The organism is Halorubrum salsamenti (assembly GCF_007671685.1).
GTDB lineage: Archaea > Halobacteriota > Halobacteria > Halobacteriales > Haloferacaceae > Halorubrum > Halorubrum salsamenti.
The window spans coordinates 44359-67780 of sequence record NZ_VCNL01000003.1 but is presented as its reverse complement, the minus strand read 5'-3'; the positions used below and the strand labels follow the sequence as shown (position 1 = coordinate 67780).

Here is a 23422-nt window from a genome sequence, read left to right as displayed (position 1 = left end):
ATTACACCAAAACTTCATACGCGGAGGGGTCGTTTACCCGCGTAATGCAACTCCGCGACGCGCTCGACGACTACAAGCGAAACACCGGGCACGCCACCCGGTTCCCCGGCGAACGCCGGACCGTCACCGGTCGCTTCTCGGGCGGTGAGGGGCGACTCGTCCACGTCGATGCCGGCGGTGAGATCCGCGACTTCGGCTACCCGCTGACCGGTCAGACGGGACTCGTCCGCTCGCGCCTCGGCCTCGCGGTCGGCGACGAGGTCACGTGGCTCGACGAGGTCGCGACCCGGCAGCGCTACGTCGGCGATGCGACCCTGATCGAGACCGTCCACGAGACCGGCCACGGGACGGTGACCAGACACGACGCGACGCTCGGCGACGCCCACCTCACGCGCGCGACGATCGACGTCGGCGACGACGGGCACGCGAACGTCGACCCCGCCGACCTCTCGCTCGTCGTGTACGCCCGGTTCGCGCCCGACGGGCGCGACGACCGGGTGGGGCAGCTCCGGTACGACGACGCCGTCGAGGTGTACCACGCCGACGAGCGCGACTTCCTCGCGAGCGACACCGGCTTCGCCGACCTGCGCGGCCAGCTTCCGGCGACGTTCCCCGAACTGATCGACGACGCGCCGACGGATCTCCCCCGGGACCGCGCCAGCGACCGTTACGAGGAGGAGCGCCTCTCCGGCGAGGTCATCGCCGACGTGCCCTTCGAAGGCGGCGTCGCCACGGTCGCGTCGCTGCTGACCGACCGCGAGGAGACGACGCGCGAGGCCGCTCGCGACCGACTCGACGAGCTGTTCGAGTCCCTCGACGACCCCGACGCGCTCGCCGCGGCCGCGGGCGAGACGACCCCCTCGGTCCCCGAGTCCGTTCCGGCTCGGGAGTCGATCGTCGCCGACCTCCGGGTGCTCTCGCTGCTCTCAGCCGAGTCCGGGCTCCGAATCGCCGGTCCAGACTTCGACCCCTTCTACGCGACCTCCGGCGGCTACGGCTACACGTGGTTCCGCGACGACGCCGAGATTTCGACGTTCGCGCTCGACGCCGACGACCGGCTCGGGCTCGGGCTCGACGACTGGCACGCCCGCTCGGCCGAGATGTACGTCGCCACCCAGCGCCCCGACGGCTCGTGGCCCCACCGGGTGTGGCCCCGGAACGGCGCGCTCGCGCCCGGCTGGGCGAACGCGCGCATCGAAGACGGCCCCGACGTGGACTACCAGGCGGACCAGACCGGCAGCGTCATCGCCTACCTCGCGCAGGCGCGCGCCGCGGGCGTCGACGCCGAGGGGCTCGATCGGACCCTCGTCGCCGCGCTCGCCGGGCTCGACGAGACGCTGGAGGACGACGGCCGCCCGGTCGTCTGCCAGAACGCGTGGGAGGACAGCGCGGGGCGCTTCGCGCACACGACCGCGACGTTCTTGGAGGCGTACAGCGAGCTCGCGCTCCACGGCGAGGGGCTGGGCGCGTCCGATATCGATCCCGACGGCGACCTCGATCCCCTCCCCGACGACCTCGCCGGCCACGCCCGCGATCAGGCGGCGCGGGTGTACGACGCCCTCGACGACCTGTGGGTGCCCGAGCGCGGCTGCTACGCGCTCCGCGAGACGCCCGAGGGCGCGATCGACGACCGGCTCGACTCCTCGACGCTGTCGCTGGCGAGCGCGCACCGCTCGTTCGACGCGCTCGGAGGGGACGAGGTGGCCGGCGACGGCGCCGGCGATGGGACGGCGGAGGCCGGCGCGGTCGACGCCGAGCGCCTCGACCGGCTGGTCTCGCACGTCGAGACGGTCGTGGACGGGCTCGCTCACGAGAGCGACGAGATCGCGGGGCTGATCCGGTACGAGGGCGACGGCTGGCGACGGGCCGGCCAGCGCTCCGAGAAGGTGTGGACCGTCTCGACCGCGTGGGGCGCGAACGCCTGCGCCGAACTCGCCGTCCTGCTCGCCGACCGCGACGACCCGCGCGCGGCCGAGATGGTCGAGCGCGCCCGCGAACTGCTCGCGCACGTCTCGCCCGGCGGGACGCTCTGCGAGCCGACGAGCTACCTCCCCGAGCAGTTCTTCGACGACGGGACGCCCGACAGCGCGACGCCGCTCGGATGGCCTCACGCGATCCGGCTGGCGACCGTGGCGCTGCTCGACGACGAACTCCCGCAGTTCGCCGACCGCGTCGCCGCTGACGACTGATTCGACGTGCCGTGTCTTCGCTTCGATATTCAAATCCGCCGAGCGTGTGCGATCCGGGCTTATAAGTCGAGTGCGGTGGCGCGTGTCGCCGAGCGGCCGCCGGCGAGAGCACGCGCGAGGGAGTCGGCCGGGGCTTTGGAAGTGTCCGTTATCGATCCCTCGGCAGCCAATATAAACGCACACTGGGACCTCACCGCTCACGCACACGGCGTCCCACCGACAACGCGTGAAAAACCGAGAGACACCGAACTTATCGCCACTCGTCCGCCGGCACGCAGTCCGCCGCGCGGACCGTGATCCACCGGGTCGTCCGCTCGTCGGGATCGCGGTCCCGCTCGAAGAACGTCACCTCCTCGCCGTCGGAGTCGCCGTCAGTCCGCTTACAGACGAGCTCCGACCGCTCGGCACGGACCTGCGTCGATGACGTGGACATACGTCACGATTCGTTCCCGATCAAATAATAAGTATTGGTTTTCAGTCGCGATCGACGGAACAACCGCCGTAGATATCGGAAATTAACCGGCCCTCGAGTAAAACCACAGACCGGATTCCGTCCCCCTACAACCGGACGGGCACACCGCGCTCGTCGAGGTACTCCTTCGTCTCCTCGATCGAGTAGTCGCCGAAGTGGAAGATGGAGGCCGCGAGCCCGGCGTCGGCGTTCGCCTCGGTGAACACGTCGTACATGTCCTCGGGCGAGCCGCAGCCCGAGGAGGCGATGACGGGCGTCGAGACGGCGTCGCACACCGCTTTCATCAGGGGAATGTCGTAGCCGTCCTTCGTCCCGTCCTTGTCGATGGAGTTGACGAACAGCTCGCCCGCGCCGCGCTCCTCGGCCTCTTTCGCCCACGAGACGGCGTCGATACCCGTTCCCTCGCGGCCGCCCTTCTTGGTGCACTCGAACCACACCGTCTCGCCGTCCTCGTCCTCGTAGAAGTGCTCGCCCTCGTCGTCGTACCGGCGGCGCGCGTCGACGGAGATGACGATACACTGGCTGCCGAACGCCGCGGCGCCCTCCTCGATGAGCTCGGGGCGCTCTAAGGCGCCGGTCGTGATCGACACCTTGTCCGCGCCCGCCCGGAGCGTCTCCTTGATGTCGGCTTTGGTGCGGATGCCGCCGCCGACCGTCAGCGGGATGAAACACTCGTCGGCGACCGCGTTCACCACGTCGAGCATCGTCTCGCGGCCGTCCGCGCTCGCGGTGATGTCGAGGAAGACGAACTCGTCGGCGCCCGCGGCGTTGTACTTCTTCGCCAGCTCGACCGGGTCGCCGGTGTACTCCAAGTTCTCGAAGTTGACGCCCGTGTACACCGCCGCGTCCCCGTCGTCGTCGAGGTCGACGTCGATACAGGGGATGATCCGCTTCGTGAGTCCCATTCGTTACCGGTCGTTGGCGACGGCTGGGGTTAAAAGGCGCGGGGACGGGCGGCCGGTCCGCGCCGGCGGTCGATCGCGGGCCGACTCCGGGCGGTCCGTCACTCCTCCGGCGCTCGCCGGTCGTACTTCGCGACGGCGCGGTCGGCGCGCTTCGAGATGCCGTTCGGGTTCCGAGCCGGGCTCCGGTCTCGGCTCCGCGCGACGAGCCCGTCGGAGCTCCCGCCGGCGAGCCCGAAAATCACGTCGCGGCCGGTGGCGATCCACCGCGACGGGGTCGACTCGCCGCGGATCACGTCGCCCGCGGCTCCGAGCGCGTCCGTCGCCGCGTGCGTCCCGGCCCGCGCGATGGCAGTCGGGTGGACTCCGTAGTTCTTCGAAAGTCGGTACGCGAGCGCCCGGTACTTCCACCCCCACTCGCGGGCGCTGCGCCCGCCGTCGGCCGCCGTCGGGCTCGGGAGCGCCTTGGCGACCGCCATGCCCTCGCGCCACGCCACGGTTCGGCCCATCTGCGCCAACCGGTGGGCTGCGTCCCGTGCGCCGCCGGTGTGGAGGTACTCGTCGAAGCCGTCCAGGTCCCGAAGCGCCTCGCGCCGGAAGGCGACGTTGCCGCCCTCGAAGTAGGTCACCTCGGTGCCCGCGATGCTCCGGCGCTCCGGGCCGTCGCGGGGCTCGTCGGCGTCGACTTCCCTGTCGTGTTCCCTCTCTTCCGGCTCGATCGGCGTCACCGGCCCCGTCACGGCGTCCGCGACGTCGAGTCCGGTGCGGACGGCGTCGAGCCAGCCCGCTTCGATCCGGTTATCGTAGTCTACGAGGGCGACCACCTCGCCCGTCGCGACCTCGACGCCGGCGTTGCGGGCGACGTTGACTGTGCGGTCCGATATCTCCACTAACACGTCCACGTCGTCGCGGTCTCGTACCATCCCGGTGGTGCCGTCGGCGGAGGGGCCGTTGGCGACGACCACCTCCGCGTCGGGGGCGTGGGCCGCCAGCGCGTCGAGGCAGGCGGCCAACCGGTCTCGCCCGTTAAGGGTGGGAACGACGACCGAGAGGTCCATACGGTCAGCTATCGGGGCCAAGGATTAAAAAGGGCTCCGTGCGGGGCCGACCGTGCGGCCGAGCCGAGAATCGGTCGGCGAGCGTTCGGACTGTCAGGTCGGCGAGCGTTCAGACCGTCAGGTAGTACACCTGCTTGCGCGCGTCCTTGAAGCTGTAGCGAGAGTCGACGAGGCCCTCCTCCTCGAGGCGGTTGAGCGCGTAGCGGACGGTCCGGTCGGGGAGCAGCGACTCGTCGGCGAGGCCGCCCTGCGAGAGGGGGGCGTCACCCTCTAACACCTTCGCGACGAGCTTAGCGCTCGGGGGGAGTTCGCGTAAGCGGTCGCGGTACTCCGACTCCGACAAACGATCCTGGTCAGCGGTCTCCGCGGGACTGGTACTCATGTCTCATGTGCAGTCCGCGCCTATTGGTAAAGGTTGGCTACATATAGGGCAATTCGATTGCAATAATATAATGTGTTAATATCACATCTCGGAGAACCATCAATCTTGATCGATCAGGCAGATTTTGACGCGGTGGCGCGTACGGTCCACCGCGGTCCCCGAGTCTCACGTCGACGTCCCCGAGTCCGAATCGTACGCTCACTTCGCGACGGTGATGCCGGACGGGACGCCGCACGTGACACCGGTGTGGGTAGACCACGGGGACCGCGAGTACGTGTCCGTCAACACGGCACGCGGCCGCCAGAAGGTGCGGAACGTCCGCCGGAGCCCGAAGGTGGGCGTGAGCGTACTCGACTCGCCGGACCCGTACCGGTACGTCTCGGTGCGCGGCGAGGCGGAGCTCACCGAGGAGGGAGCGACCGAGCACATCGACGAGCTCGCGCGGCGGTACTTCGACGGCGACGAGTATCCGCACCACGGCGAGGAGTCCGGTCCGCGAGTGCCGGTGAAAATCCCGGCCGAGAACGTCACGACGAGCGGCTGATCGGGTCGACTCGTCGAGCGAATCGCCGACCGTATCCAGTACGGTTTTGTCGGTCGGGTGTGCAGTACGGACAACGTGAAGGGACAGGACTGGTACCAGGCCGACGAGGTCGCGGAGGAGTACGAGGACGTACGGTTCTCCGGCGGCGGGGAGCTCATCGATCGCCGCGAGAAGGAGGCGGTCCTCTCGGCGCTCGGACCGATCGAGGAGGGACAGCGCGTGCTGGAGGTCGCCTGCGGCACCGGCCGGTTCACGACGATGCTCGCGGATCAGGGGGCCAACATCGTCGGGATCGACATCTCTCGCGAGATGCTCGAACAGGGGCGGCAGAAGGCGGCGACGGCAGGGCTGTCCGACACGGTCGAGTTCGTCCGCGGGGACGCCTCCCGGCTCCCGTTCCCGGACGACCACTTCGACTCGGTGGTCGCGATGCGGTTTTTCCACCTGATGGACGACCCGGTCCCGTTCCTCTCGGAGCTGTGCCGCGTCAGCGCGGATCAGGTGTTCTTCGACACGTTCAACAGCCGCAGCTTGCGGACGCTGTACACCTGGCTCCTCCCGATGGGCTCTCGGCTCTACTCCGAGCGACAGGTCGCGGCCATGCTCGGCGAGGCGGACCTCACGCTCGCGGGAGAGGAACACGACTTCGTGCTTCCGTACGGCTTCTACCGCGAGCTTCCCGGTCCCGTCGCGAAGCCGTTCCGGGTGCTAGACGAGCTCGTCGGAGACACGATACCGGGCGATTACGTGGCGTCCGTCTCCTACTGGGACGCTCGGGTCCCCGCGGACGGCGCCGGCGACGACGGGGCCGCCGCCGAGTGAGCTAGGTCGACTCCTCGACGACTTCGCCGACCGCGAAGTTCGATTTGACCTCCGTTACCTCGATTTTCACCCGCTCGCCGACCTCCGTGTCCGGGACGATGATCACGTACCCACGCTCGACTCGGGCGATTCCGTCGCCCTGCTTCCCGAGGTCCTCGATCTCGACGTAGCGCATCTCCCCGGGCTCGACCGGCGGCTGCGGCCCGTCGTCGGCGCGGGACGCCGAGGCGTCGATGCCCTCGTCGGTCGCCCCAGGCGCGTCGGACTCGGATCGGGAGATGAGCGCGACGCGGTACGTCTCGCCCGGCTCCAGCGAGCCGGTCTCGACCTCGCGTCGCGGGACTTCCACGACGTACTCGCCGTTCTCCTCGCGAACGTCGGCGCTGAACAGACAAAGGAGCTTCTCTGAGATCTCCATAGTAGACTCCAGCGAAACGTGGAGACGGACCAGTATAGTTGTACCGCCGACACGCGCGGATCACCCGTCGAGGCAGGCGTCGACCAGCGCCGCCTCTCCCTTGCGGAGGTTGGTGCCCGCCGTCGACGGCGAACACTCGATGGCCGCGGCTACGTCGGCGACCGACCCGGTCCGGCGACGGGCGAGCGCCCCGAGCACGTCCTCTTCCCGTTCGGCGGGGGACCGCGTCACCGCATCGGGATGCGCTTCGCGCGAGGGGAACTGTCGGCTCGCGGTCGCGACGCTGCTCCGTCGCGTGCGGTTAGAGTCGGTGACACCGGAGCTGTCACTCCGCGCGAGCGCACACACCCGGCCCGGTGCGTGTGCGTGTCTCGACGCGAGACGAGTCGCCCCAGCCGGACGGCCCCCGAAACGAGTTGACGAATAAACATATGTACTTCGACAGAGATCCCTTCGATATGGTCTCCTCGGACAGCAGCACGCGTCGTCGCATCGCCGTCGCGCTCGCGATCATGGCGCTCCTCTCGCCGCTGGCGACGGGGCTCGCGGCCGCCCAGTCCGCCCCGGGCGCGTCCGGAGCCATCGTCGTCGACGAGGGAGAGACGGTCGACGGCCTCGAGGGCGCGGCCGCGACCATCGTCGTCCGCGGAACCGTCGAGGGCGACCTCTCCGGTGCGGCCGGCTCGGTCCGGATCGCGGAGACGGGGCGGGTCGACGGGAACGTCCAGGTCGCCGCCGGGACCGTACTCGTCGCCGGCGCGGTCGGCGGGGACGCCGAGGTCGGTGCCGGCTCCTTCGATCTGATGGAGACGGGTCGAATCGACGGCTCGCTCGATGTCGGCGCGGGCTCGATAACCGTCGACGGCGCGGTCGGCGGGGACGTTCGCGCGGCCGCCGACTCGGTCGCCATCGGCCCCAACGCGGACGTCGGCGGCGAGTTCCGGTACGACGCCGACGAGTTCACCCGGAGCCCGGACGCGACCGTCGCCGGCGGCGTCGTGGAGGACACCAGCCTCGGCGGCGACACCGGGGTCGGCTTCGGTGGTGACCTCGTCCCGTCGTGGTTCGGGCCCGTGTACGGCGTCGCGGTCAACCTCGCATTGGGCGCGGTCCTCCTGCTCGCGTTCCCCCGGTTCTCGCGTGGCGTCGCGCACCGGATCGGCGACCGGCCGCTCGCCAGCGGCGGGGTCGGGCTCCTCGCGTTAATCGTCGTTCCGATCCTCCTCGCCCTCGTGGCGATCACGGTCGTCGGCATTCCGCTGGCGCTCGCCGGGATCGCGGCCTACGTCGTCGCGCTCTGGGTCGGCTCCGTGTACGGTCAGTACGCGCTCGGATCGCGGGCGCTCGACCGGATCGACAGGCCGAACCGGTGGGCCGCGCTCCTGCTCGGCGTCGTCGGGGTCGCCCTGATCGGGCTGGTCCCGTGGGTCGGCGGGCTCGTCGACCTGCTCGTCCTCCTGTTCGGGCTCGGCGCGCTCGCGTTCGGACTCAGAGACCGGTACCGGGGGCGGAACGACGCGATCGCCGCCGACGGCGACCCGGTCGAGATGGACTGACCCCGGCTCCGCGTCGCGCGATTCTCCCTGTCTGCGTCGCTCCCGCCTCCGGCAACTGCCGCCACCGCACCAAAGCCTTTCTCGCGGCCCGTCGAACCGTGACCCATGAGCGATCCATCGTTCCAGTACGGAGCCGTCTCGTCACCGATCGTAACGCCGTTCGACGCCGACGGCGGCGTCGACACCGACGCGCTCGCGAATCACGTCGAGACGCTCGTCGACGCCGGTCTCGACGGGATCGTCCCCTGCGGGACGACCGGGGAGTTCGCCAGTCTCACCGACGAGGAGCGTCGGACGGCGATCGAGACCGTCGTCGAGGCGGCCGACGGCCGCGTTTCCGTGGTCGCCGGCGCGGCGGACACGACCGTCTCGGGCGTGCGCGATCGGCTGCGCTTCGCCGCCGACGCGGGCGCCGACGCGGGACTCATCACGCTCCCGTACTACCAGACCTCGACGGGTCCCGACGGCCAGCGTGCCTTTTTCGAACAGGTCGCGGACGACGCGGCGCTCCCGATCTACCTGTACGACATCCCGGCCGCGGTCGGCGAAGCGATCGACCCCGAGGTCGCCGCCGACCTCGCCGCGCACGAGTCGATCGTCGGGCTGAAGGACACGTCGGGCGACGTCTCCGGGATCGACGCCGCCCTCAGCCGGACCCCCGACTCCTTCACCGTCTTCCAGGGCGTCGACGCCCTGCTGTACCCGAGCGTGTCGCTCGGCGTCGACGGCGGGATCAACGCGCTCTCGCAGGTGATCCCCGAGGTGTTCGTCGCGTTCCGCGAGGCGATCCGCGCCGGCGACGACGGCCGCGCGCTGGCGCTCCACCGGGAGGCGATCGCCCCGCTTTTCGCCGGGTGTGCCGAGTACGGCTTCGCGCCCGCCGCGAAAGTCGCGGCCGCGCACCGCGGGTTCATCCCGAACCCCCGGGTCCGCCCGCCGCTCACGCTTCCCGACGCGGCGGGACGCGAGGCGATCGCCGACGACGTCGACGCGGCGCTGGACGCCGTTTGAAAACCGTCGGGCCCGGTATCGGGCTCAGTCCCCGTCTATCGGCGTTCCGTCGGCCTCTTTCGGCCCCTCGGAGTCGAAGACGACCACGTCGCCGTCGGCGCGCTCGGCGGCGGTCGGGTCGTAGTTATCGCGGACGCCGATCGCCTCCTCCAGTTCGCGGACCGCGCGCTCCTTCAGCGACGCGGCCAGTTCCTCGGCGTCCTCGCGGGAGATGTCGCGGCCGAGCCCCTCGCACTCGTGGGCGCGGACGACGCCCTCGGCGTCGACAGCCTCGCCCATCGGCTGGCTCGTCCCGTCGAGCGCGACGCTGAACGGGTACGTCTGACAGATGAGGGGTCGGGCGTCGTGGACGGTACAGGCCCCTTGCCCGTCCGCCTCCTCGTAGAAGGTGCAGTCGCCGCAGTCGTCGGTCGCAAGCGCCCACTCGAACGTCTCGCCCGCGGGCTCGCCGTCGTCGCCCGCGGAGAGCCCGAAGGGCATGGGCCGGGCCGCGTCGCGCCAGTCGTACGACTCGCCGAACTCCGCCTCGGCGGCGTCGGCGACGGCGCGGACCTCGTCCGGGAAGACGGTGGCCGTGTGGGGTTCGCGGTCGGGATCATCCGCTCCCGCTGCCTCTCCTTCCCCCATCCCCGCCGGTGCGCCTCCGGGCTCGTCGGGGGCGTAGCCCGTACAGCAGCCGCCACAGCGCGTGCACTCGAAGCCGATCGACTCGATGGCGTCGGCGAGCTCGTCGGCGTCGAGGTCGCGGGCGCGTTCGAGCTCGGCTTCGAGCGATTCCATGGGATCGCTTGCGGTGCGGGCGGGTTAACCTCGTTCCTTCGGGGCGAAGGAGCGAAGTGCGACCGCCCCCAACCGACCGGGCGTGAAGGAGTACGAGCGGAAGGGGCTCCTCGAGCGCGTCAACCGCGAGGCGTCGACGGTGGGCGCGGAGATCCCCGAGGAGATCGAGATCCAGGGGGAGCCGATCGAGCTGCGGTCGTTCGTCTTCGAGATCAAGCGCCGCGACACGGTTCCCCCCGGCGAGCGCGACCGGGTCGAGCGGGCGAAGCGGAACCTCCGGCGCGAGCGCCTAGAGCGGCTCGAACCCATCGAGGAGAACGAGGTCGACTACGACCGCGGCGAGGAGTTGGCGGCCTCGATCATCGGGATCGACCGCGCGCTCGACGCCTTGGAGGGGCTCGACGCGCCCGACCCGGAGACGGAGGCGAAGCGACAGGAGGCGGCCGACCAGAAGCGCTGGATGAGCTTCCTGAAGAAGGCGCTCGGACGGGACGACGCGGGCGGCGCGAGCGGGCGGACGCGGTTCTGACGAAGCTGACCGCCGGACGCGGTTCTACGGAGCCCCGTCGCTGGCGGCCGGCAGAAACCGGAGCCGGTAGTCGTAGTACCGGTCCTCGTAGCGGACCCGCTCCGACCCCGACTCGCTCCACCCCGCGTCCTTCCGAATGTTGCCGTCGAGGTACGGGCGCTCGTGTAACCCCCGGAGCACCTCCGCGTAGCCCTCGGAGTACGGGTGCGACTCCTCGTACCCGTCGTGTCTCGCGGCCTCGATCACCTGCCGCGCGTCGTCCGAGAGGTCGTCGCGGTCGATCCGCGCGCCGACCGTGCGCGCTCGGAGGATCGCCTCCATCCGCTCCGGCGACTCCGCGACCGGCTCGGCGACGGCGCGGTGCACGGGCTCGTGGAACCGCTCGCGCGTGACCTCGACCCGGTAGACGGTGTCTCGGTACGTGACGCGACTCGGCCCGTCCGTCGCGAGCAGCTCGCTCGCGTCGATAGCGCCCTCGTCGCGGTAGACGTAGCCGCCGCGCTCCACCAGTCCGATCGGCACGCCGCCCGAGTTCCCCCGCGCCCGCGCCGAGCGGTGCGCGATCTCGACGGCGCGGCGGTCGCCCTCGGGGAGGGCCGTTTGCTCGACGGGGTCGGAGTCGTCACCACTGTCGGTTCCGTTGCCGTCGTCGGCCTCGTCGGTCCCGGCGGCCTCGTCGACATCGAACAGCCGGAGCACGGGGCGTGTCGCTTCCGCCTCGTCGACGACGACCGAGCTCAGCCGGTAGTACGTCCCCTCGTGGCGGGCGTACGTCGGGTCGTCGCCCGCGGACGGGAACGGCGTCCGGTACTGCGTGGTGTACTCCTCCCCGTCGCGGGCGGCCGCGAACGCCGCCTCGTCCCACCCCGGGTCCGTCTCCGCGGGATCGACGACGGCGCCGTCCCGGAGGGTCTCTCCGAGGTCACTGAGGGAGAGGGCGAGAACGCGGTCGTCGTCATCGCCGTTCGCGGGACCGCCGGTCACTGACCCGTCGAGGCACCCGGCGACCGCGCCCGCCGCCGCGGCGAGGCCGCCGGCGAGCACCCGGCGTCGGGAGGGCTTCGAATCGCTCATACGGGTCGTTCGTCGGCCTGACATAAATGCGTCGGCGTTGCACAAAGAGCCGCTGTCGTCTCCGGGGCCCTCGGGGTCGGCCTCGTCGTCGGCTTCGGTCGGCCCGATCACCCCTCAGTTCCCGGTGAAGTCGATCCGCGAGTCGCCGGCGTCGCCGTCGCGGTTCGAGTGACCGAGCCGGACGAACTCGTAGGCGGCGTCGGCGAGGTACACCGCGTCGCCCTCGACGGTCACGTCGACAGACTCCAGCACGGCCCCCTCGCAGGGCCCGAAGTTGCAGTAGCCGCCGTCGGCCTCGAAGGTGGCGCCGTGCTTCTGGCAGAACACCTCGCCGTCCCGGACGAACGCCCCGTCGTCCTTGTCGAGGCGCACGTCGGTCCAGTGTTGGCAGTAGTTGCGGAACGCGCGCACCCCGCCGGCCGCCCGCGTGAGGATCGCCTCGGCCTCGGGCGTTCCGTCCTCTCCCTCGCCCACGTCGCCGTCGCCGTCGTCGACCGCGCCGGCGTCGACCGGTCGCAGCGTCACGAGCAGCGTGCTGTCCTCGGGAACCTCCTCGACGGCGGCGATCCGACGGTCCGCGTCCATACGCGTCCGTGGCCGGCGTCGCGTTTCAACTGATCGATAGCGCAGAGTTCTGTGGTGACTTCCGACGCCCGGTCGGCCGCTTATAAGTAATTGAGAGGAGATCGACGGTGAGCACGGCCAAAGCCCCAGCCTCGCCGGCTGCCCCTTTGCGTCCCACTCGTACCGCGACCGCAGCCTCACCCCCTCCCCAGCCTCGTCGGTTTATAAATAATCGTCGTCGTCACTCAGCCGTTTAAATACGTGATCGATTCCCCGTCGCGATCACTCGCGTTCGGTTTCAGTTTCGGCCTCGGTCTCTCGCTCGTCGCCGTCTGCGCTCGCTTCGGTCTCCCGCCGCGCCTCCTTCCGCGCCCTGTCCGCGGCGAGCTCCTTGTCGATGTCGTCTTCGACGTACCCCATCGACTCCACGGTGACGACGTTGCCGCCGCCGGGGTCGACGACCATCACCTCCTCGCCCACCTCGATCGTCCCCTCGATCGAGCGCGCGGAGTAGTGGGGGTTGAACCCGCCCCCAGAGAGCTTCACCTCGCCGCCGGCGGTGGTCACCTCCTCGGTGACGACGCCGGTCTTTCCCTTTAGCGCGGCGCTGTCGCTCGTCTGCTGTTGACCTTTTCCGCCGTACAGGTCGAACTCGTGGTAGCCGTAGAAGGCCGCCGCGCCGAACACGAGCGTCAGCATCGCCATGACGAGGGTCAGGCCCGCGCCGACGACCCCGAGCGACGTGAGGAGGAGGCCGCCGAGCCCAGCCCCGATCAGCGCGATGCCGACCACGATGAAGTTCGCGCCCGGGGCGAGCGCCTCCGCCATCGAGAGCAATAGCCCGGCCGTCAGCAACAGCAGGGGCAGCGTGTCCGGGGAGAGCAGTCCGGACTGCACGAGCACGTCCATATCCGGACGTACGGCTGTGACGGTATAAGTGGTGGTACGAGACGACGGAACGAAACGGCACGACGACGGAACGAAACGGTCGGAACGCGACGGCGACCGGTCAGAACCCGAACAGCAGCACGCCCACGGTAAGCACGACCCCCAGCGCGACGAAGACGGCGTGCTCGGTGTCGATCGACTCGGGTTCGATCGGCTCGGTCTCGGGCGTGTGGGTGTCCTCGGTGACTCCGTCCGGCCCCACGTCGTCGACGGCGAACCGCCACTCGCGCTCGTCGTCCTCGTCGTCCGTCCGGGTCTCGTTCGCCCGGCTCCGCACGTCGTCGCGGTCCCCCTCGTCGCGGCCGTCGTCGCTACTCATACCAGCGGCTAGGCGGTTCACCAGTAAATGGCTGGCGGGCGGGGGCCGCGTCGGGCGGGGCGGTGTCGGATGCTGCCGTCCGCGCCCTACCGCTTCCGCGCCGCCGCGATCACGTCGCCGTCGTAGACGACGCCGCGCTCGCCGTCGACCGTCACCACGGTTCCGTCGGTCACGCTCTCGGGGAGGCCCGCGCCCGAGACCATCGGGACGCCGAGTTCGCGAGCGACCACGGCCGGGTACCCCGTCATCCCCTCGCGGGCGTCGACGATCCCGGCGAGCGCGTCGAGGTCGCCCGTGAACTCCCCCTCGAAACTCGGGCCGAGAGCGACGATCGACCCGTTGGGGACCTCGCTCAGGTCGCCGTCGGCGGTGCGGTACACGGGGGCTGCGACGCTGCCGGCGACGACCGCCTTGCCGGTCACCAGCGTCTCGGCGGCGACATGGACCTTGAGCGTGTTCGTCGTGTTCGTCCCCTCGAACTCGGTCAGCATGCCCGAGAGCACGACGAGGGTGTCACCGGAGGCGGCCCCGCCGCGGTCGAGCGCGGCGTCGACCGCGTTGTCGAGGATCGTCTCCATGTCGTGGGCGTACTCGGTCAGGACGGGGCGAACCCCCCACGAGAGCGCGAGCTGGCGCCGGACGCGGTCGTTCGGCGTCGTCGCGACCACGGGGACGCCCGGTCGGAACATCGCCGTCTTGCGGGCCGTGAACCCGGACTCCGAGACGGCGACGACCGTGGAGGCGCCGATGTCGCGCGCGAGGTAGCGCGCGGACCTGGCCAGCGCCTCGGTCCGCGAGCCCTCCGCGGCGGCCGGGACGCGCTGTTCGCGCGTCTCCGCGTACTCGTCGCTGGACTCGACCTGCCGGACGATCCGGTCCATCGTCTCGACGACGTTGACGGGGTCGTCTCCGATGGCGGTCTCTCCGGAGAGCATCACGGCGTCGGTGCCGTCGAGGACGGCGTTGGCGACGTCCGAGGCCTCGGCTCGGGTGGGGCGGCGAGAGGAGACCATCGAGTCGAGCATCTCCGTCGCCGTGATGACTGGGACGCCCGCGTTGACGCACTTGCGGATGATCCGCTTTTGAATGACGGGCACGTCCTCCAGCGGGCACTCCACGCCGAGGTCGCCGCGGGCGACCATCACGCCGTCGGCGGCGTCGACGATCCCGTCGAGGTTCTCGACCGCGCCCGCTCGCTCGATCTTCGCGACGACGGGGATATCCCCGTCGCCGCGCTCCTCCAGCGCGTCCGCGATCCGGTAGACGTCCTCGGCGTCGCGCACGAAGGAGGCGGCGACGAAGTCGGCGTTCGCTCGGACGGCCAGGTCGAGTTCGGCCTCGTCCGCCGGCGTGATCAGGTCCACGTCGATGGCGACGCCCGGGAGGTTGACGCCCTTCCGGGAGCTGAGCTCTCCGCCCGAGACGACGGTGGCGACGACCGACTCGCCGTCGACGCGCTCGACTCGGCACTCGATCCGACCGTCGTCGAGGAGGATCGTGTCGCCCGGCCCCGCGGCCGCGATGGAGTGTGTGAGACCCACGCGTTCGGGCGTGGCGTCGTCGCCCTCCGCGAACGTCACCTCGGACCCGGTCGCGAGCTGGATCGGCTCGTCGAGCTCGGCGGTCCGGACTTCCGGCCCCTTCAGGTCGACCATCACCGCGAGGGGATCGTCGATCTCGGCGTCGACGGCGCGGGCGCGTTCGATGACTTCCTCGCGGTGGTCCGTCGTCCCGTGGCTGGCGTTCAGCCGGACGACGGACATCCCCGCGTCGGCGAGGTCGCGGATCGTATCCCGGTCGTCCGACGCGGGACCGATCGTACAGACGATTTTGGCGTTTCGCATGTCGCCGGATTCGGCGCAGGGGCGGAAAAAGCCACACGGTTGAGTCGTCACCGAGTGAACGTTCGTGACGGTTGCTGGCCGGCGGTCGCGGTCCCGAGGCAGACCCCTCAGAGCGTGAGCGCGATCGATAGCGCGAGGGCGGCGACGCCGGCACCGAGGAATAGCCGGTTCGCGCGGGAGTTCGCGGCCGGCGTCAGATCGAACGTGACGTGCCGCTCCCGAAACGGGCGGAGCGGCCAGATCCCCATCGGCGTGATCGCGTCGCCGGCGATGTGCGAACCGAGGGAGAGCGTCGCGACGCCCCCGACGAACGCCGGGGTCCACGGCGGAAGGCCGGTTCCGACTCTCGGGGGGAAGAGAGCGGCCCCGTCGCCCGCGGGGACGGCTATCGCGGCCGCGAAAGCGACGGACGCGCCCGCAGCGACCGCGAACGCGATCGTGTGTGTCGGGCCCCGGTGCGCGACCGGAAGCCGGTGATCGAGGTCGGGGACCGTCGCGAACGCGACGGCGACCGCCGCGCCGAGGACCGCCAGTCCGGGCTCGCCGGCGGCCCGGATCGCCCCCGCGACCGGCGCGTACGCGAGCAGCGCGATCCCGACGTGACCTCGCCAGTACATAGGTGACGCTCGGGGGTAGCCGATAAAAAACCCGTTGGGGAGGGGGATGTCGTCAGCGGAGATCCGTCTCAGCCATCGATCGCACGGGCGTCGTCTCAGTCGTCCGCCGGCGCCGGCGCGTCGCTCGCGGAGAGCCGGACTTCGGGCTCGTCGACGCCGAGTTCGTCGAGGGCGGCCTGCGCGGCGCGCTTTCCGGAGACCAGCATCGCGCCGAACGTCGGACCCATCCGCGGGAGCCCGTGAGCCGTCGCGACCGCCATGCCGGACGCGATCAGGCCGTCGTGGACGACGCCGGTGTGCTCGACGACCGCGTCCTCGCTCTCGCCGACCCACATCGAATCGTGGCCCGGGGAGTCGTGTCCCGGGGCGCCGTACTCGCCGTCCCCCGTCTGGTCCATCCCGGTGTTGTGCTCCTTCGCGTGCTCGATGCCGGGCGCCGAGAGGACGCCGCGCTCGTCGAGCTTACTGATCGCGACCGCGTCGTGGCCGGTCGCGTCGATCACGAGGTCGGACTCGACCGCGATGGGATCGACGCAGGTGATCTCGCGGGGAAGCGCGTGGACCGGCGTCCAGTTCATCACGATCCCGCCGACGCGGTGGTCCTCGCGGACGACCAGGTCGGTGAACTCCGTCATGTTCTGGACGCGCGCGCCGGCGTCGCAGGCCGCCTTGATCAGCCCTGAGCAGGCCTCGGGGCCGGCGGCGGTGTAGAGGCCGTCCACGTCGTCGACCGGCTCGTAGTCCACGTCGAGGTCGCCGAGGATCTCCTGTGCGGGGTCTCGCACCGTCACCGTGTTCATCAGGAACCCGCCGAGCCAGAACCCGCCGCCGAGGTAGTTGTTCTTCTCGACGATCATCACCTTCACGCCGCGCTCGGCCAGCTCCTTGGCCGCCATCAGCCCCGACGGGCCGCCGCCGAGGATAATCACCTCGGAGTCGGTGAAATCGAGGAACCCGTCGGTCCACTCGTTGCCGATGGCCTTCGTCACGTCGGTCTCGCTCACGTCGCTGAAGCCGTCGAATCCGTGCATACAACCAAGTAATATTACTAGGTAGTAAAAGACGTTGCGGTCGATACGCGGCTGTGCTTATAAGACATGACGGTGGATCGACTGCAAACATCTTCAACGCCGCCAAAGCCCCAGTCGCGACGGCTCGATGCGCTCGCTGTGGTCCTCGTCGCTCGATGCGCTCGCTCCTGCGGTCTCGCCGGCGGCTTCGCCGCCGGCTGTCCGAGGGACCTTCGGTCCCTCGCTACTTGCGTCGCGCGTCTTCGTCCTTCCGGGAGACTCCGTCTCCCGTCTTGCCGCTCGCTTCGCTCGCGGAAATCGCGACTGCCCCTTTGAGTCCCACCCCACACAGCACCGCCCCGCACCTCACGCCTCCCCAGCCTCGCGGTTCGCGCTCTCCGAGCGCTCTCAGCGTCCCTCGCGGACTCCTCGCGGTCGCCGGTGGCGGCCGGTCGGAGGCGCGCCACCGCCTCGTTCGTTTATAAGTGACCGTCGCATCGCTCAGCCGTTTAAACACCGTATCGCCGTCGATACGCGGCGATTCCCGCACCTCGGGTTCGGTCGGCTCGTCGTCCCCCTTCCTGACGCCCCCGACTCGTAGCCTTTTTACGCTCGCTGGCGGTAGACGCAGTCACTATGGCTGAGGACAAGGCACGAAGCACCGGCAGCGCGGGCCGATTCGGCGCCCGCTACGGCCGGGTCTCCCGCAAGCGGGTCCAGGACATCGAAGAGGAGATGCAGAACGCCACCGTCGACGGCGACGACGTCACGCGTAAGGGTACCGGCATCTGGGTCAACGAGGAGACCGGCGAGACGTTCACCGGCGGCGCGTACCGCCCCGAGACGCCCGGCGGTCGCACCGTTCGCCGCTCCATCCGCGCCGCGCTCGCCGACGAGGAGTAAGGCGATGAGCTACAAGTGCTCTCGCTGTAAGCGCGACGTCACCCTCGACGAGTACGGCGGCGTGCGCTGCCCGTACTGCGGCCACCGCGTCCTCCTGAAGGAGCGCGGCGGCGACGTGAAGGAAGTCAACGTCGAGTAATCCCCGTTTCGACCCCGACCCGTCATCGTGACTGCCGATCCCGTCACCGCGACCGCCGACCGCGCGCACGAGACGGTTCTCTCGTTTCGCTACCCCTCCCAGCGGCGCGCGCGTCTCGTCGGCGCCGCACTCGAACCCGAAGTCGGCGAGATAGACGACGCCCGCTCCGCCGCGACCGTCTCCCGCGACGGCGACGCGGTCCGCGTCCGCGTCGTCGCCGACGACCTCGTCGCCCTCCGCGCCGGGATCAACAGCTGGTCGCGGCTCGTCGAGGTCGCCGAGCGCGTCGGGACTGGGCGCGGTCGAGGATAGCGACGACCCGCCGATACCCCGACGCTACGGGGCTGTACCCACCGAACCGATCGCTGATGGAGAAGTCGGGGGTTTTTCCGTCCGGGACGCCTCATCTCGCCCATGCAAGGGAACATGCCGCCCGAGGCACAGGAGAAGATCGAGGAGCTGCAGGAGCTGCAGGAGACCGCACAGCAGGTCGCCGAGCAGAAAGAGCAGGCGCAGTCCGCGCTCAACGAGTCCAAGACGGCGCTCGACGCCCTCGAAGACGTCGACGAGGACGCCGGGATGTACCGCGAGATCGGCGAGGTCCTCGTCGAGACGGACTACGAGTCCGCCTACGACGACCTCGAGAACAAGGTCGACTCCCTCGAAGTGCGCGCCGAGCAGCTCGAAAAGCAGGAGGAGCGCGTTCAAGAGCAGTTCGACGACCTGCAGGGCGAGCTCCAGCAGATGCTCCAGGGCGGCGCCGGCGGCGGCGGCCCGATGGGTCCGGGCGGTCCGGGCGCGGGCGGCGCGTAAGCGTCGATGTCGAGCGAATCGAGCGACGAATCGGTTGACGGAGACGACGGGCCCACGGACGAGGAAGTCGTCCGCACCGCCGCGGAGGCGGCCGAGGGCGTCGTGTTCGCCCACTACGACCAGTCGGCGGTGACCGACCTGGACGTGACGGTCACGTTCGAGGAGGGCGTGCTCGACGTCGACGTCTACCTGAACGCCCCCGACGACCCCGACCCGGACGCCGTCGCCCGCGAAGCGGCCGAGACCGCCGGCGAGGCGGTCGACGAGCTGTTCGCGGAGTAGCACGGCGGTCGCCGGCGGCGCCGCACGGTCGACACCGTCGCGGCACCCTTTTCGATTCTGTTCCGCGCGAGATAGCGACGCGTTCGCGATGCCTACGGACTTCCGTCGGCCCGACCCGCGGGCGGGCACGGTAACGACGACACTCGGGGGTGGAAACGCGTTGAACGGACGCGACTGTCGACTTCACAGCCCGACGAGCGCGATCGACATCGCGACCGCCGCGGCCGACCAGCCGACGCCGATCCAGGTCAGCACGGCGAACGCCTGTCGGGCCCCTGACCGGGTCCACGACGACTCGCCCTCGAGGTGGTCCTGTACGGCGACCATCGACTCGCCGAAGCCGACGGTCCCGCCCCACGTCGCAACGCCGAATCCGAACACCAGCGCGCCGAGCGCGAAGGAGGTATCGGTTGCGGCTCGCGACCCGACGACCGGGAACAGCACGGCCGCGACGGCGACGCCGACGAGACCGCCGACGCCGACCCACCGCGCGACCGCTCGACCGAACGGGCGGAGGTCGCGTTCAGTCAACGGTCTCTCGCATCCGGGGGTCGAGCGCGTCGCGCATCCCGTCGCCGAGGAGGTTGAACCCGAGCACCGTCAGCGCGAGCAGCAGCCCGGGGAAGAAGGACCACCACCACGCCCCGGAGAACAGCCCGAACTCGACGCCGTTCGAGAGCATCATCCCCCACGTCGGTTCCCCCGGACTGGCGCCGAAGCCGAGGAACGACAGCGCCGCGATGTCGATGATCGCGAGCCCGTAGTTGAGCGTCGACTGGACGGTGATCGGCGCGAGGCAGTTCGGGAGGATGTGGCGGACGAGCAGCCGCGGGTCGGTCGCGCCGAGCGCCTTCGTGGCGTCGGTGTACTCGTCTTCGAGCACCTTCAGCGCCGCTCCCCGGACCACGCGAGCGAACCGCGGCGTGTACACGAGCGTCAGCGCGCCGACGGCACGCCACAGCCCCAGCTCCTCCGGGAAGATCGTGACGAGCGCGAGCGCTAGGAGGAGCGACGGGAACGACAGCAGGACGTCCATCGTCCGCATGATGAGGTTGTCCGTGAGGTCACCGTAGTACGCCGCGACGATCCCGAGGCCGACCCCGAGGAACGTCGACGCCGCGACGGTGACGGTCCCGTAGAGGACGGCGTACCAGGCCCCGTACAGCACCCGCGGGAAGATGTCGCGCGCCTGCCCGTCGGTGCCGAACAGGTACTCCAGGCTGGGCGAGGCCTCGGAGGGGTTCGTGCCGAACTGGGTCGCCATGAGGTCGCTGATGTTGTAGGTGAGCCGCGCGTAGATGGCGAGCAGGACGACGCCCACGATGATGACGATCCCGGTGACCGCGAGTCGGTTCGAGACGAGCTGCGAGAGGAACGGGCTCGCTCGCAGGCGCTCGACGATGCCTCGTTCGACGGTTTCGGTCTGTGTTTCTGTACTCATTGTTCGATGCGGGGATCGAGGATCGAGTAGGTGAGATCGACGCCCAGGTTGACCAGCGTGTACAACACGGCGAAGACGAGGACAGTTCCTTGCACGACGGGGTAGTCGCTGCGATTGATCGCGTCGACGAGCAGCGTGCCGATGCCGTTGATTTCGAAGACCGTCTCTGTGAGGACCGCACCGCCGAGCAGCGATCCGAACTGGATGCCGATCACGGTGATGACGGGGATGAAGGCGTTACGAAGCCCGTGTTTCATCACGGTGATCTTCGAGCCCTGCCCCTTCGCCCGGGCAGTCCGCATGAAGTCTTGGCGGATCACCTCCACCATCGACGAGCGCATCATCCGCGAGAGCAGCGCCATCTGGTAGATGCCGAGCACCACGACCGGTAACAACAGGTGGGTGACCGCGGACCGGAACGCCGCGAAGTTCCCGGCCAACAGCGTGTCGACGAGGATGAACCCCGTGACCGGGTCGACGAAGTACGCCGATCCGATCCGGCCGCTGGTCGGAAGCAGTCCGAGGAACTGCGCGAAAAGCAGGATGAGCAGCGGACCGCTCCAGTAGATCGGGATGCTGATTCCGCTCAGTGCGCCGATGCGGGTGAGGTGATCGGTCCACGTGTCCTGTTTGACCGCGCTCAAGATACCCAGTGGAAGCCCGAACAGGAGGCCGGCGAACTGGCCGAGCAGCGCGAGTTCGATCGTGATCGGGAGCCGGTCCGTGAGAATCTCGCTCACCGGCGTGCCGCGGTTCACCTGGTAGGACTGACCGAAGTCGAACGTCGCGACCTCCCCCAGGAACCGAATGTACTGCTGCCAGAGCGGGTCGTCGAGCCCCAGGTCAGACCGGATCTGGTTGACGAACTCTTGGCTCGCTCGCTCGCCCGCGATGACCACTGCCGGATCGCCCGGCGAGAGGTGGAGGATGGCGAAAACCACCGTCGCGACCCCGAACAACACGGGGAACAGCATGAGCAGGCGTTTCAAGACGAAGCGTTTGGAGACCATTCAGACGTATCGGCGCGTGGGACGGTCAAAAAATCTGTGTTCGGTTCTCGTTACTCGAGTTCGACCGCTTCGAGGTACGGTCCGCCTATCGCGGCGACGGTGTAGTTGCTCACGCTGTTGGACACGCCGCGAACCTCGTCGGCGTAGTCGATGAACACCCACGGCGCCTCGTCGTGTGCGATCTGGGCGGCCTCCTGGTACAGCGCGGCTCGGTCCTCCTGATTCGTGGTCCGCTGGGCCTCCTCGACGGCGCTCATGTACTCGCTGTTGGCCCACGCGGCGTTGTTCGAGGTGTTGAATCCCTCGGTGTCCCAGGACACCCAGTCTTGCCCCTCCGGCGCCTCGGTCTGCGGGTGCATGAGGACGTAACAGAAGTTGTCGGGGTCGGCGTTGTCGGTGTACCAGCCCGCGAGCGTCGCGTCGTGGCGCCCCTGGCTGGTGTACGTGAGGTAGTCGGAGAACTGTCGGTCGTCGATCGACACCTCGATGCCGATCTCCGAGAGGTTCGACCGGATCGTCTCGGCGGTCGGGAGCGGCGCGGGGTTGTACCCGCGGGGGTTCTGGAACGTGGTCAGCGAGAACGAGAACCCGTCGCCGTAGCCGGCCTCTTCGAGCAGGCTCTGCGCCTGATCGGGGTCGTACTCGTAGGGGCTGATGTCGTCGTTGTGGCCGAACAGCGCGGGCGGGATCGGCTGGTCGGCCTGCGTTGCGATCCCCGAGTAAATGTTCTCGACGATCGCCTGGGTGTCGATGGCGTAACTGATCGCGCGGCGGACCCGGCGGTCGCGGAACGGCTCGACGCGCGAGAGGTTAAACGCCATGTACCCGATGTTGATTCCCGTCGCCGTCCGGTTCTCGGCGCTGTCGGACCCCTCGATGATCTGCATGCTGTCGGGATCGAGCCCGTCGATGATGTCGAGTTCCTCCTCCACGAGCGCCTGTGCACGCGTGGAGTTCTGGCCGCGAGTGAGGAACAGCACCTCGTCGACGTTCGGGCTCTCTCCCCAGTAGTCGTCGTAGGCGGTGAGCCGGATCCGATTGTTGGCGTCGTCGAGGTTCTCGAGCTGGAACGGACCGGTACCGACCATCTCGTCATCGAGGTTCGTGTCGCCCTCGATCGCGTCTTGGGAGATGACGACGGCCGCGAACATCGCGAGGTTGCGGAGGAACGGCGCGTACGTCTGGGTCAGCGTGATCGATAGCTCGTAGTCGCTCGGCGCCTCGACGCTCTCGATCCAGTTGCCCAGCGTGAACGGCCCGTACGCGGAGGCGTCCTCGAAGTGGTACTCGTAGTCGTCGTCGACGAAGCGCCGATAGGTGGCGATGAAGTCGTCGGCGGTGAAGTCCGACCCGTCGTGGAAGGTCACGTCCTCCCGCAGCGTGAGCGTCACCGACTCGCCGTCCATCGACCAGTCGGTGGCGAGCGACTCCGTGAGTGACGCCTCGCCGACTTGGAACGAGATCAGTCCTTCGTACGCTTGGTTGGTCACCTTCGCGACCTCGCCGCTGGTGGTGTTCTGCGGGTCGAGCGTGCTGGAGTGAGCGCCGCGGCCGTAGCGGAGCGACGTCGTGTCGCCGTCGTCGCCGTCGGTGCCGTCGTCGCCGTCGGTGCCGTCTCCGCCGTCGTCGCCGTCACTGCCGTTTCCGCCGTCGCCGCCGTCGCCGCCGTTTCCGCCGCAGCCGGCGAGGGAGGCCACGGACGCCGTGGCGACCGTCGCGCCGCCCGCTCGTTGCAAGAAGCTCCGTCGTGAGGTTCCTGTGGTATCAGGGGACATACGTTGACGGATAAATCAGC

29 protein-coding genes are annotated in these 23422 nt (G+C 69.5%); 11 read left to right on the top strand and 18 right to left on the bottom strand.

Features of this window, described 5'->3' with window-relative positions; translation table 11 throughout:
• Positions 1-44: 44 nt before the first annotated feature.
• Positions 45-2189 (top strand): glycoside hydrolase family 15 protein, encoded by a 2145-nt coding sequence (locus FGL94_RS09400; RefSeq protein WP_144923958.1) that lies wholly within the window; start codon positions 45-47, stop codon positions 2187-2189.
• A gap of 250 nt (positions 2190-2439) precedes the next feature.
• Here FGL94_RS09400 and FGL94_RS09395 read toward each other — a convergent pair whose 3' ends face one another.
• The 4 genes from FGL94_RS09395 to FGL94_RS09380 form a co-directional block, all read right to left on the bottom strand.
• The gene (locus tag FGL94_RS09395) at positions 2440-2622 is read right to left on the bottom strand and encodes a DUF7511 domain-containing protein (RefSeq protein WP_144923956.1); all 183 of its coding nucleotides are present in this window, start codon (positions 2620-2622) and stop codon (positions 2440-2442) included.
• A 125-nt stretch (positions 2623-2747) separates the two neighbouring features.
• Positions 2748-3566 (bottom strand): imidazole glycerol phosphate synthase subunit HisF, encoded by an 819-nt coding sequence (hisF, locus tag FGL94_RS09390; RefSeq protein WP_144923954.1) that lies wholly within the window; start codon positions 3564-3566, stop codon positions 2748-2750.
• Positions 3567-3664: 98 nt separating this feature from the next.
• A complete protein-coding gene (locus FGL94_RS09385; RefSeq protein WP_144923952.1) occupies positions 3665-4621 on the bottom strand; it encodes a glycosyltransferase in 957 nt (318 codons plus the stop codon).
• A gap of 109 nt (positions 4622-4730) precedes the next feature.
• Positions 4731-5003 (bottom strand): MarR family transcriptional regulator, encoded by a 273-nt coding sequence (locus FGL94_RS09380; protein ID WP_008004753.1) that lies wholly within the window; start codon positions 5001-5003, stop codon positions 4731-4733.
• 124 nt (positions 5004-5127) lie between these two features.
• Here FGL94_RS09380 and FGL94_RS09375 point away from each other — a divergent pair, with 124 nt between their 5' ends.
• Positions 5128-5547, top strand: coding sequence for a pyridoxamine 5'-phosphate oxidase family protein (locus FGL94_RS09375; RefSeq protein WP_144923950.1), 420 nt, complete (start codon positions 5128-5130; stop codon positions 5545-5547).
• Positions 5548-5622: 75 nt separating this feature from the next.
• Positions 5623-6369: a class I SAM-dependent methyltransferase gene (locus FGL94_RS09370; protein WP_144923948.1), complete on the top strand. Its 747-nt coding sequence runs from the start codon at positions 5623-5625 to the stop codon at positions 6367-6369.
• Position 6370: 1 nt separating this feature from the next.
• Here the strand turns inward: FGL94_RS09370 and FGL94_RS09365 are convergent, their stop codons facing one another.
• On the bottom strand, positions 6371-6787 hold the full coding sequence (locus FGL94_RS09365; RefSeq protein ID WP_144923946.1) for a TRAM domain-containing protein: 417 nt from the start codon (positions 6785-6787) through the stop codon (positions 6371-6373).
• Positions 6788-6847: 60 nt separating this feature from the next.
• Positions 6848-7018 carry a hypothetical protein gene (locus FGL94_RS09360; protein WP_345775941.1) on the bottom strand — a complete coding sequence of 57 codons (171 nt, stop codon included), beginning with the start codon at positions 7016-7018 and terminating at the stop codon, positions 6848-6850.
• 227 nt (positions 7019-7245) lie between these two features.
• On the opposite strand from FGL94_RS09360, the gene FGL94_RS09350 reads away from it, so the two are divergent.
• Complete coding sequence (locus FGL94_RS09350) at positions 7246-8343, top strand: bactofilin family protein (protein WP_144925003.1); 1098 nt, start codon at positions 7246-7248, stop codon at positions 8341-8343.
• Positions 8344-8448: 105 nt separating this feature from the next.
• A complete protein-coding gene (locus FGL94_RS09345) occupies positions 8449-9354 on the top strand; it encodes a dihydrodipicolinate synthase family protein (RefSeq protein ID WP_144923944.1) in 906 nt (301 codons plus the stop codon).
• Between the two features lie 24 nt (positions 9355-9378).
• Here the strand turns inward: FGL94_RS09345 and FGL94_RS09340 are convergent, their stop codons facing one another.
• Complete coding sequence (locus tag FGL94_RS09340) at positions 9379-10134, bottom strand: YkgJ family cysteine cluster protein (RefSeq protein ID WP_144923941.1); 756 nt, start codon at positions 10132-10134, stop codon at positions 9379-9381.
• A gap of 82 nt (positions 10135-10216) precedes the next feature.
• Between FGL94_RS09340 and FGL94_RS09335 the strand changes: the two genes are divergently transcribed.
• The gene (locus tag FGL94_RS09335; RefSeq protein WP_144923938.1) at positions 10217-10663 is read left to right on the top strand and encodes a DUF5788 family protein; all 447 of its coding nucleotides are present in this window, start codon (positions 10217-10219) and stop codon (positions 10661-10663) included.
• Positions 10664-10687: 24 nt separating this feature from the next.
• Here FGL94_RS09335 and FGL94_RS09330 read toward each other — a convergent pair whose 3' ends face one another.
• The 7 genes from FGL94_RS09330 to FGL94_RS09300 form a co-directional block, all read right to left on the bottom strand.
• Positions 10688-11737 carry a hypothetical protein gene (locus FGL94_RS09330; RefSeq protein ID WP_144923935.1) on the bottom strand — a complete coding sequence of 350 codons (1050 nt, stop codon included), beginning with the start codon at positions 11735-11737 and terminating at the stop codon, positions 10688-10690.
• A gap of 114 nt (positions 11738-11851) precedes the next feature.
• The gene (locus FGL94_RS09325; protein WP_144923931.1) at positions 11852-12322 is read right to left on the bottom strand and encodes a Rieske (2Fe-2S) protein; all 471 of its coding nucleotides are present in this window, start codon (positions 12320-12322) and stop codon (positions 11852-11854) included.
• 261 nt (positions 12323-12583) lie between these two features.
• Positions 12584-13210: an NfeD family protein gene (locus tag FGL94_RS09320; protein WP_144923929.1), complete on the bottom strand. Its 627-nt coding sequence runs from the start codon at positions 13208-13210 to the stop codon at positions 12584-12586.
• Positions 13211-13310: 100 nt separating this feature from the next.
• Positions 13311-13568, bottom strand: a complete 258-nt coding sequence (locus FGL94_RS09315; protein WP_144923926.1) for a DUF7312 domain-containing protein — start codon at positions 13566-13568, stop codon at positions 13311-13313.
• A gap of 86 nt (positions 13569-13654) precedes the next feature.
• The gene (gene pyk, locus FGL94_RS09310) at positions 13655-15412 is read right to left on the bottom strand and encodes a pyruvate kinase (RefSeq protein ID WP_144923923.1); all 1758 of its coding nucleotides are present in this window, start codon (positions 15410-15412) and stop codon (positions 13655-13657) included.
• A gap of 107 nt (positions 15413-15519) precedes the next feature.
• Positions 15520-16029 (bottom strand): metal-dependent hydrolase, encoded by a 510-nt coding sequence (locus tag FGL94_RS09305; RefSeq protein WP_144923920.1) that lies wholly within the window; start codon positions 16027-16029, stop codon positions 15520-15522.
• Positions 16030-16124: 95 nt separating this feature from the next.
• On the bottom strand, positions 16125-17060 hold the full coding sequence (locus FGL94_RS09300) for a thiazole biosynthesis protein (RefSeq protein WP_144923917.1): 936 nt from the start codon (positions 17058-17060) through the stop codon (positions 16125-16127).
• A 615-nt stretch (positions 17061-17675) separates the two neighbouring features.
• Here FGL94_RS09300 and FGL94_RS09295 point away from each other — a divergent pair.
• The 5 genes from FGL94_RS09295 (at position 17676) to FGL94_RS09275 (ending at position 19176) form a co-directional block, all read left to right on the top strand.
• The gene (locus FGL94_RS09295; RefSeq protein ID WP_008004716.1) at positions 17676-17942 is read left to right on the top strand and encodes an eL43 family ribosomal protein; all 267 of its coding nucleotides are present in this window, start codon (positions 17676-17678) and stop codon (positions 17940-17942) included.
• 4 nt (positions 17943-17946) lie between these two features.
• Positions 17947-18081: a DNA-directed RNA polymerase subunit P gene (locus tag FGL94_RS09290; RefSeq protein ID WP_004049526.1), complete on the top strand. Its 135-nt coding sequence runs from the start codon at positions 17947-17949 to the stop codon at positions 18079-18081.
• Between the two features lie 27 nt (positions 18082-18108).
• Positions 18109-18393: a KEOPS complex subunit Pcc1 gene (locus FGL94_RS09285; protein WP_144923914.1), complete on the top strand. Its 285-nt coding sequence runs from the start codon at positions 18109-18111 to the stop codon at positions 18391-18393.
• 114 nt (positions 18394-18507) lie between these two features.
• Positions 18508-18894: a prefoldin subunit beta gene (locus FGL94_RS09280; protein ID WP_144925000.1), complete on the top strand. Its 387-nt coding sequence runs from the start codon at positions 18508-18510 to the stop codon at positions 18892-18894.
• A 6-nt stretch (positions 18895-18900) separates the two neighbouring features.
• On the top strand, positions 18901-19176 hold the full coding sequence (locus FGL94_RS09275; RefSeq protein WP_144923911.1) for a DUF3194 domain-containing protein: 276 nt from the start codon (positions 18901-18903) through the stop codon (positions 19174-19176).
• Positions 19177-19359: 183 nt separating this feature from the next.
• Here FGL94_RS09275 and FGL94_RS09270 read toward each other — a convergent pair whose 3' ends face one another.
• The 4 genes from FGL94_RS09270 to FGL94_RS09255 are packed head-to-tail and all read right to left on the bottom strand — an operon-like array spanning position 19360 to position 23402.
• Entirely contained in the window at positions 19360-19707 is a 348-nt protein-coding gene (locus tag FGL94_RS09270; RefSeq protein WP_144923908.1) for a DUF7268 family protein, read from the bottom strand.
• Positions 19700-20617 (bottom strand): ABC transporter permease, encoded by a 918-nt coding sequence (locus tag FGL94_RS09265; RefSeq protein ID WP_144923905.1) that lies wholly within the window; start codon positions 20615-20617, stop codon positions 19700-19702. The genes FGL94_RS09270 and FGL94_RS09265 overlap by 8 nt, the downstream gene beginning before the upstream one ends.
• Entirely contained in the window at positions 20614-21627 is a 1014-nt protein-coding gene (locus FGL94_RS09260) for an ABC transporter permease (RefSeq protein WP_144923903.1), read from the bottom strand. Before FGL94_RS09260 ends, FGL94_RS09265 begins: the two co-directional genes overlap by 4 nt.
• A gap of 50 nt (positions 21628-21677) precedes the next feature.
• Positions 21678-23402 (bottom strand): ABC transporter substrate-binding protein, encoded by a 1725-nt coding sequence (locus FGL94_RS09255; RefSeq protein WP_144923900.1) that lies wholly within the window; start codon positions 23400-23402, stop codon positions 21678-21680.
• Positions 23403-23422 lie beyond the last annotated feature (20 nt).

What these genes read in the sequence shown, in the direction of transcription:
- FGL94_RS09400 (WP_144923958.1), top strand. Translation starts at nt 45, where the DNA reads ATGCAACTCCGCGACGCGCTCGACGACTACAAGCGAAACACCGGGCAC.
- FGL94_RS09395 (WP_144923956.1), bottom strand. Translation starts at nt 2,622, where the DNA reads ATGTCCACGTCATCGACGCAGGTCCGTGCCGAGCGGTCGGAGCTCGTC.
- hisF (WP_144923954.1), bottom strand. Translation starts at nt 3,566, where the DNA reads ATGGGACTCACGAAGCGGATCATCCCCTGTATCGACGTCGACCTCGAC.
- FGL94_RS09385 (WP_144923952.1), bottom strand. Translation starts at nt 4,621, where the DNA reads ATGGACCTCTCGGTCGTCGTTCCCACCCTTAACGGGCGAGACCGGTTG.
- FGL94_RS09380 (WP_008004753.1), bottom strand. Translation starts at nt 5,003, where the DNA reads ATGAGTACCAGTCCCGCGGAGACCGCTGACCAGGATCGTTTGTCGGAG.
- FGL94_RS09365 (WP_144923946.1), bottom strand. Translation starts at nt 6,787, where the DNA reads ATGGAGATCTCAGAGAAGCTCCTTTGTCTGTTCAGCGCCGACGTTCGC.
- FGL94_RS09350 (WP_144925003.1), top strand. Translation starts at nt 7,246, where the DNA reads ATGGTCTCCTCGGACAGCAGCACGCGTCGTCGCATCGCCGTCGCGCTC.
- FGL94_RS09345 (WP_144923944.1), top strand. Translation starts at nt 8,449, where the DNA reads ATGAGCGATCCATCGTTCCAGTACGGAGCCGTCTCGTCACCGATCGTA.
- FGL94_RS09340 (WP_144923941.1), bottom strand. Translation starts at nt 10,134, where the DNA reads ATGGAATCGCTCGAAGCCGAGCTCGAACGCGCCCGCGACCTCGACGCC.
- FGL94_RS09330 (WP_144923935.1), bottom strand. Translation starts at nt 11,737, where the DNA reads ATGAGCGATTCGAAGCCCTCCCGACGCCGGGTGCTCGCCGGCGGCCTC.
- FGL94_RS09325 (WP_144923931.1), bottom strand. Translation starts at nt 12,322, where the DNA reads ATGGACGCGGACCGTCGGATCGCCGCCGTCGAGGAGGTTCCCGAGGAC.
- FGL94_RS09320 (WP_144923929.1), bottom strand. Translation starts at nt 13,210, where the DNA reads ATGGACGTGCTCGTGCAGTCCGGACTGCTCTCCCCGGACACGCTGCCC.
- FGL94_RS09315 (WP_144923926.1), bottom strand. Translation starts at nt 13,568, where the DNA reads ATGAGTAGCGACGACGGCCGCGACGAGGGGGACCGCGACGACGTGCGG.
- pyk (WP_144923923.1), bottom strand. Translation starts at nt 15,412, where the DNA reads ATGCGAAACGCCAAAATCGTCTGTACGATCGGTCCCGCGTCGGACGAC.
- FGL94_RS09305 (WP_144923920.1), bottom strand. Translation starts at nt 16,029, where the DNA reads ATGTACTGGCGAGGTCACGTCGGGATCGCGCTGCTCGCGTACGCGCCG.
- FGL94_RS09300 (WP_144923917.1), bottom strand. Translation starts at nt 17,060, where the DNA reads ATGCACGGATTCGACGGCTTCAGCGACGTGAGCGAGACCGACGTGACG.
- FGL94_RS09295 (WP_008004716.1), top strand. Translation starts at nt 17,676, where the DNA reads ATGGCTGAGGACAAGGCACGAAGCACCGGCAGCGCGGGCCGATTCGGC.
- FGL94_RS09290 (WP_004049526.1), top strand. Translation starts at nt 17,947, where the DNA reads ATGAGCTACAAGTGCTCTCGCTGTAAGCGCGACGTCACCCTCGACGAG.
- FGL94_RS09280 (WP_144925000.1), top strand. Translation starts at nt 18,508, where the DNA reads ATGCCGCCCGAGGCACAGGAGAAGATCGAGGAGCTGCAGGAGCTGCAG.
- FGL94_RS09275 (WP_144923911.1), top strand. Translation starts at nt 18,901, where the DNA reads ATGTCGAGCGAATCGAGCGACGAATCGGTTGACGGAGACGACGGGCCC.
- FGL94_RS09265 (WP_144923905.1), bottom strand. Translation starts at nt 20,617, where the DNA reads ATGAGTACAGAAACACAGACCGAAACCGTCGAACGAGGCATCGTCGAG.
- FGL94_RS09260 (WP_144923903.1), bottom strand. Translation starts at nt 21,627, where the DNA reads ATGGTCTCCAAACGCTTCGTCTTGAAACGCCTGCTCATGCTGTTCCCC.
- FGL94_RS09255 (WP_144923900.1), bottom strand. Translation starts at nt 23,402, where the DNA reads ATGTCCCCTGATACCACAGGAACCTCACGACGGAGCTTCTTGCAACGA.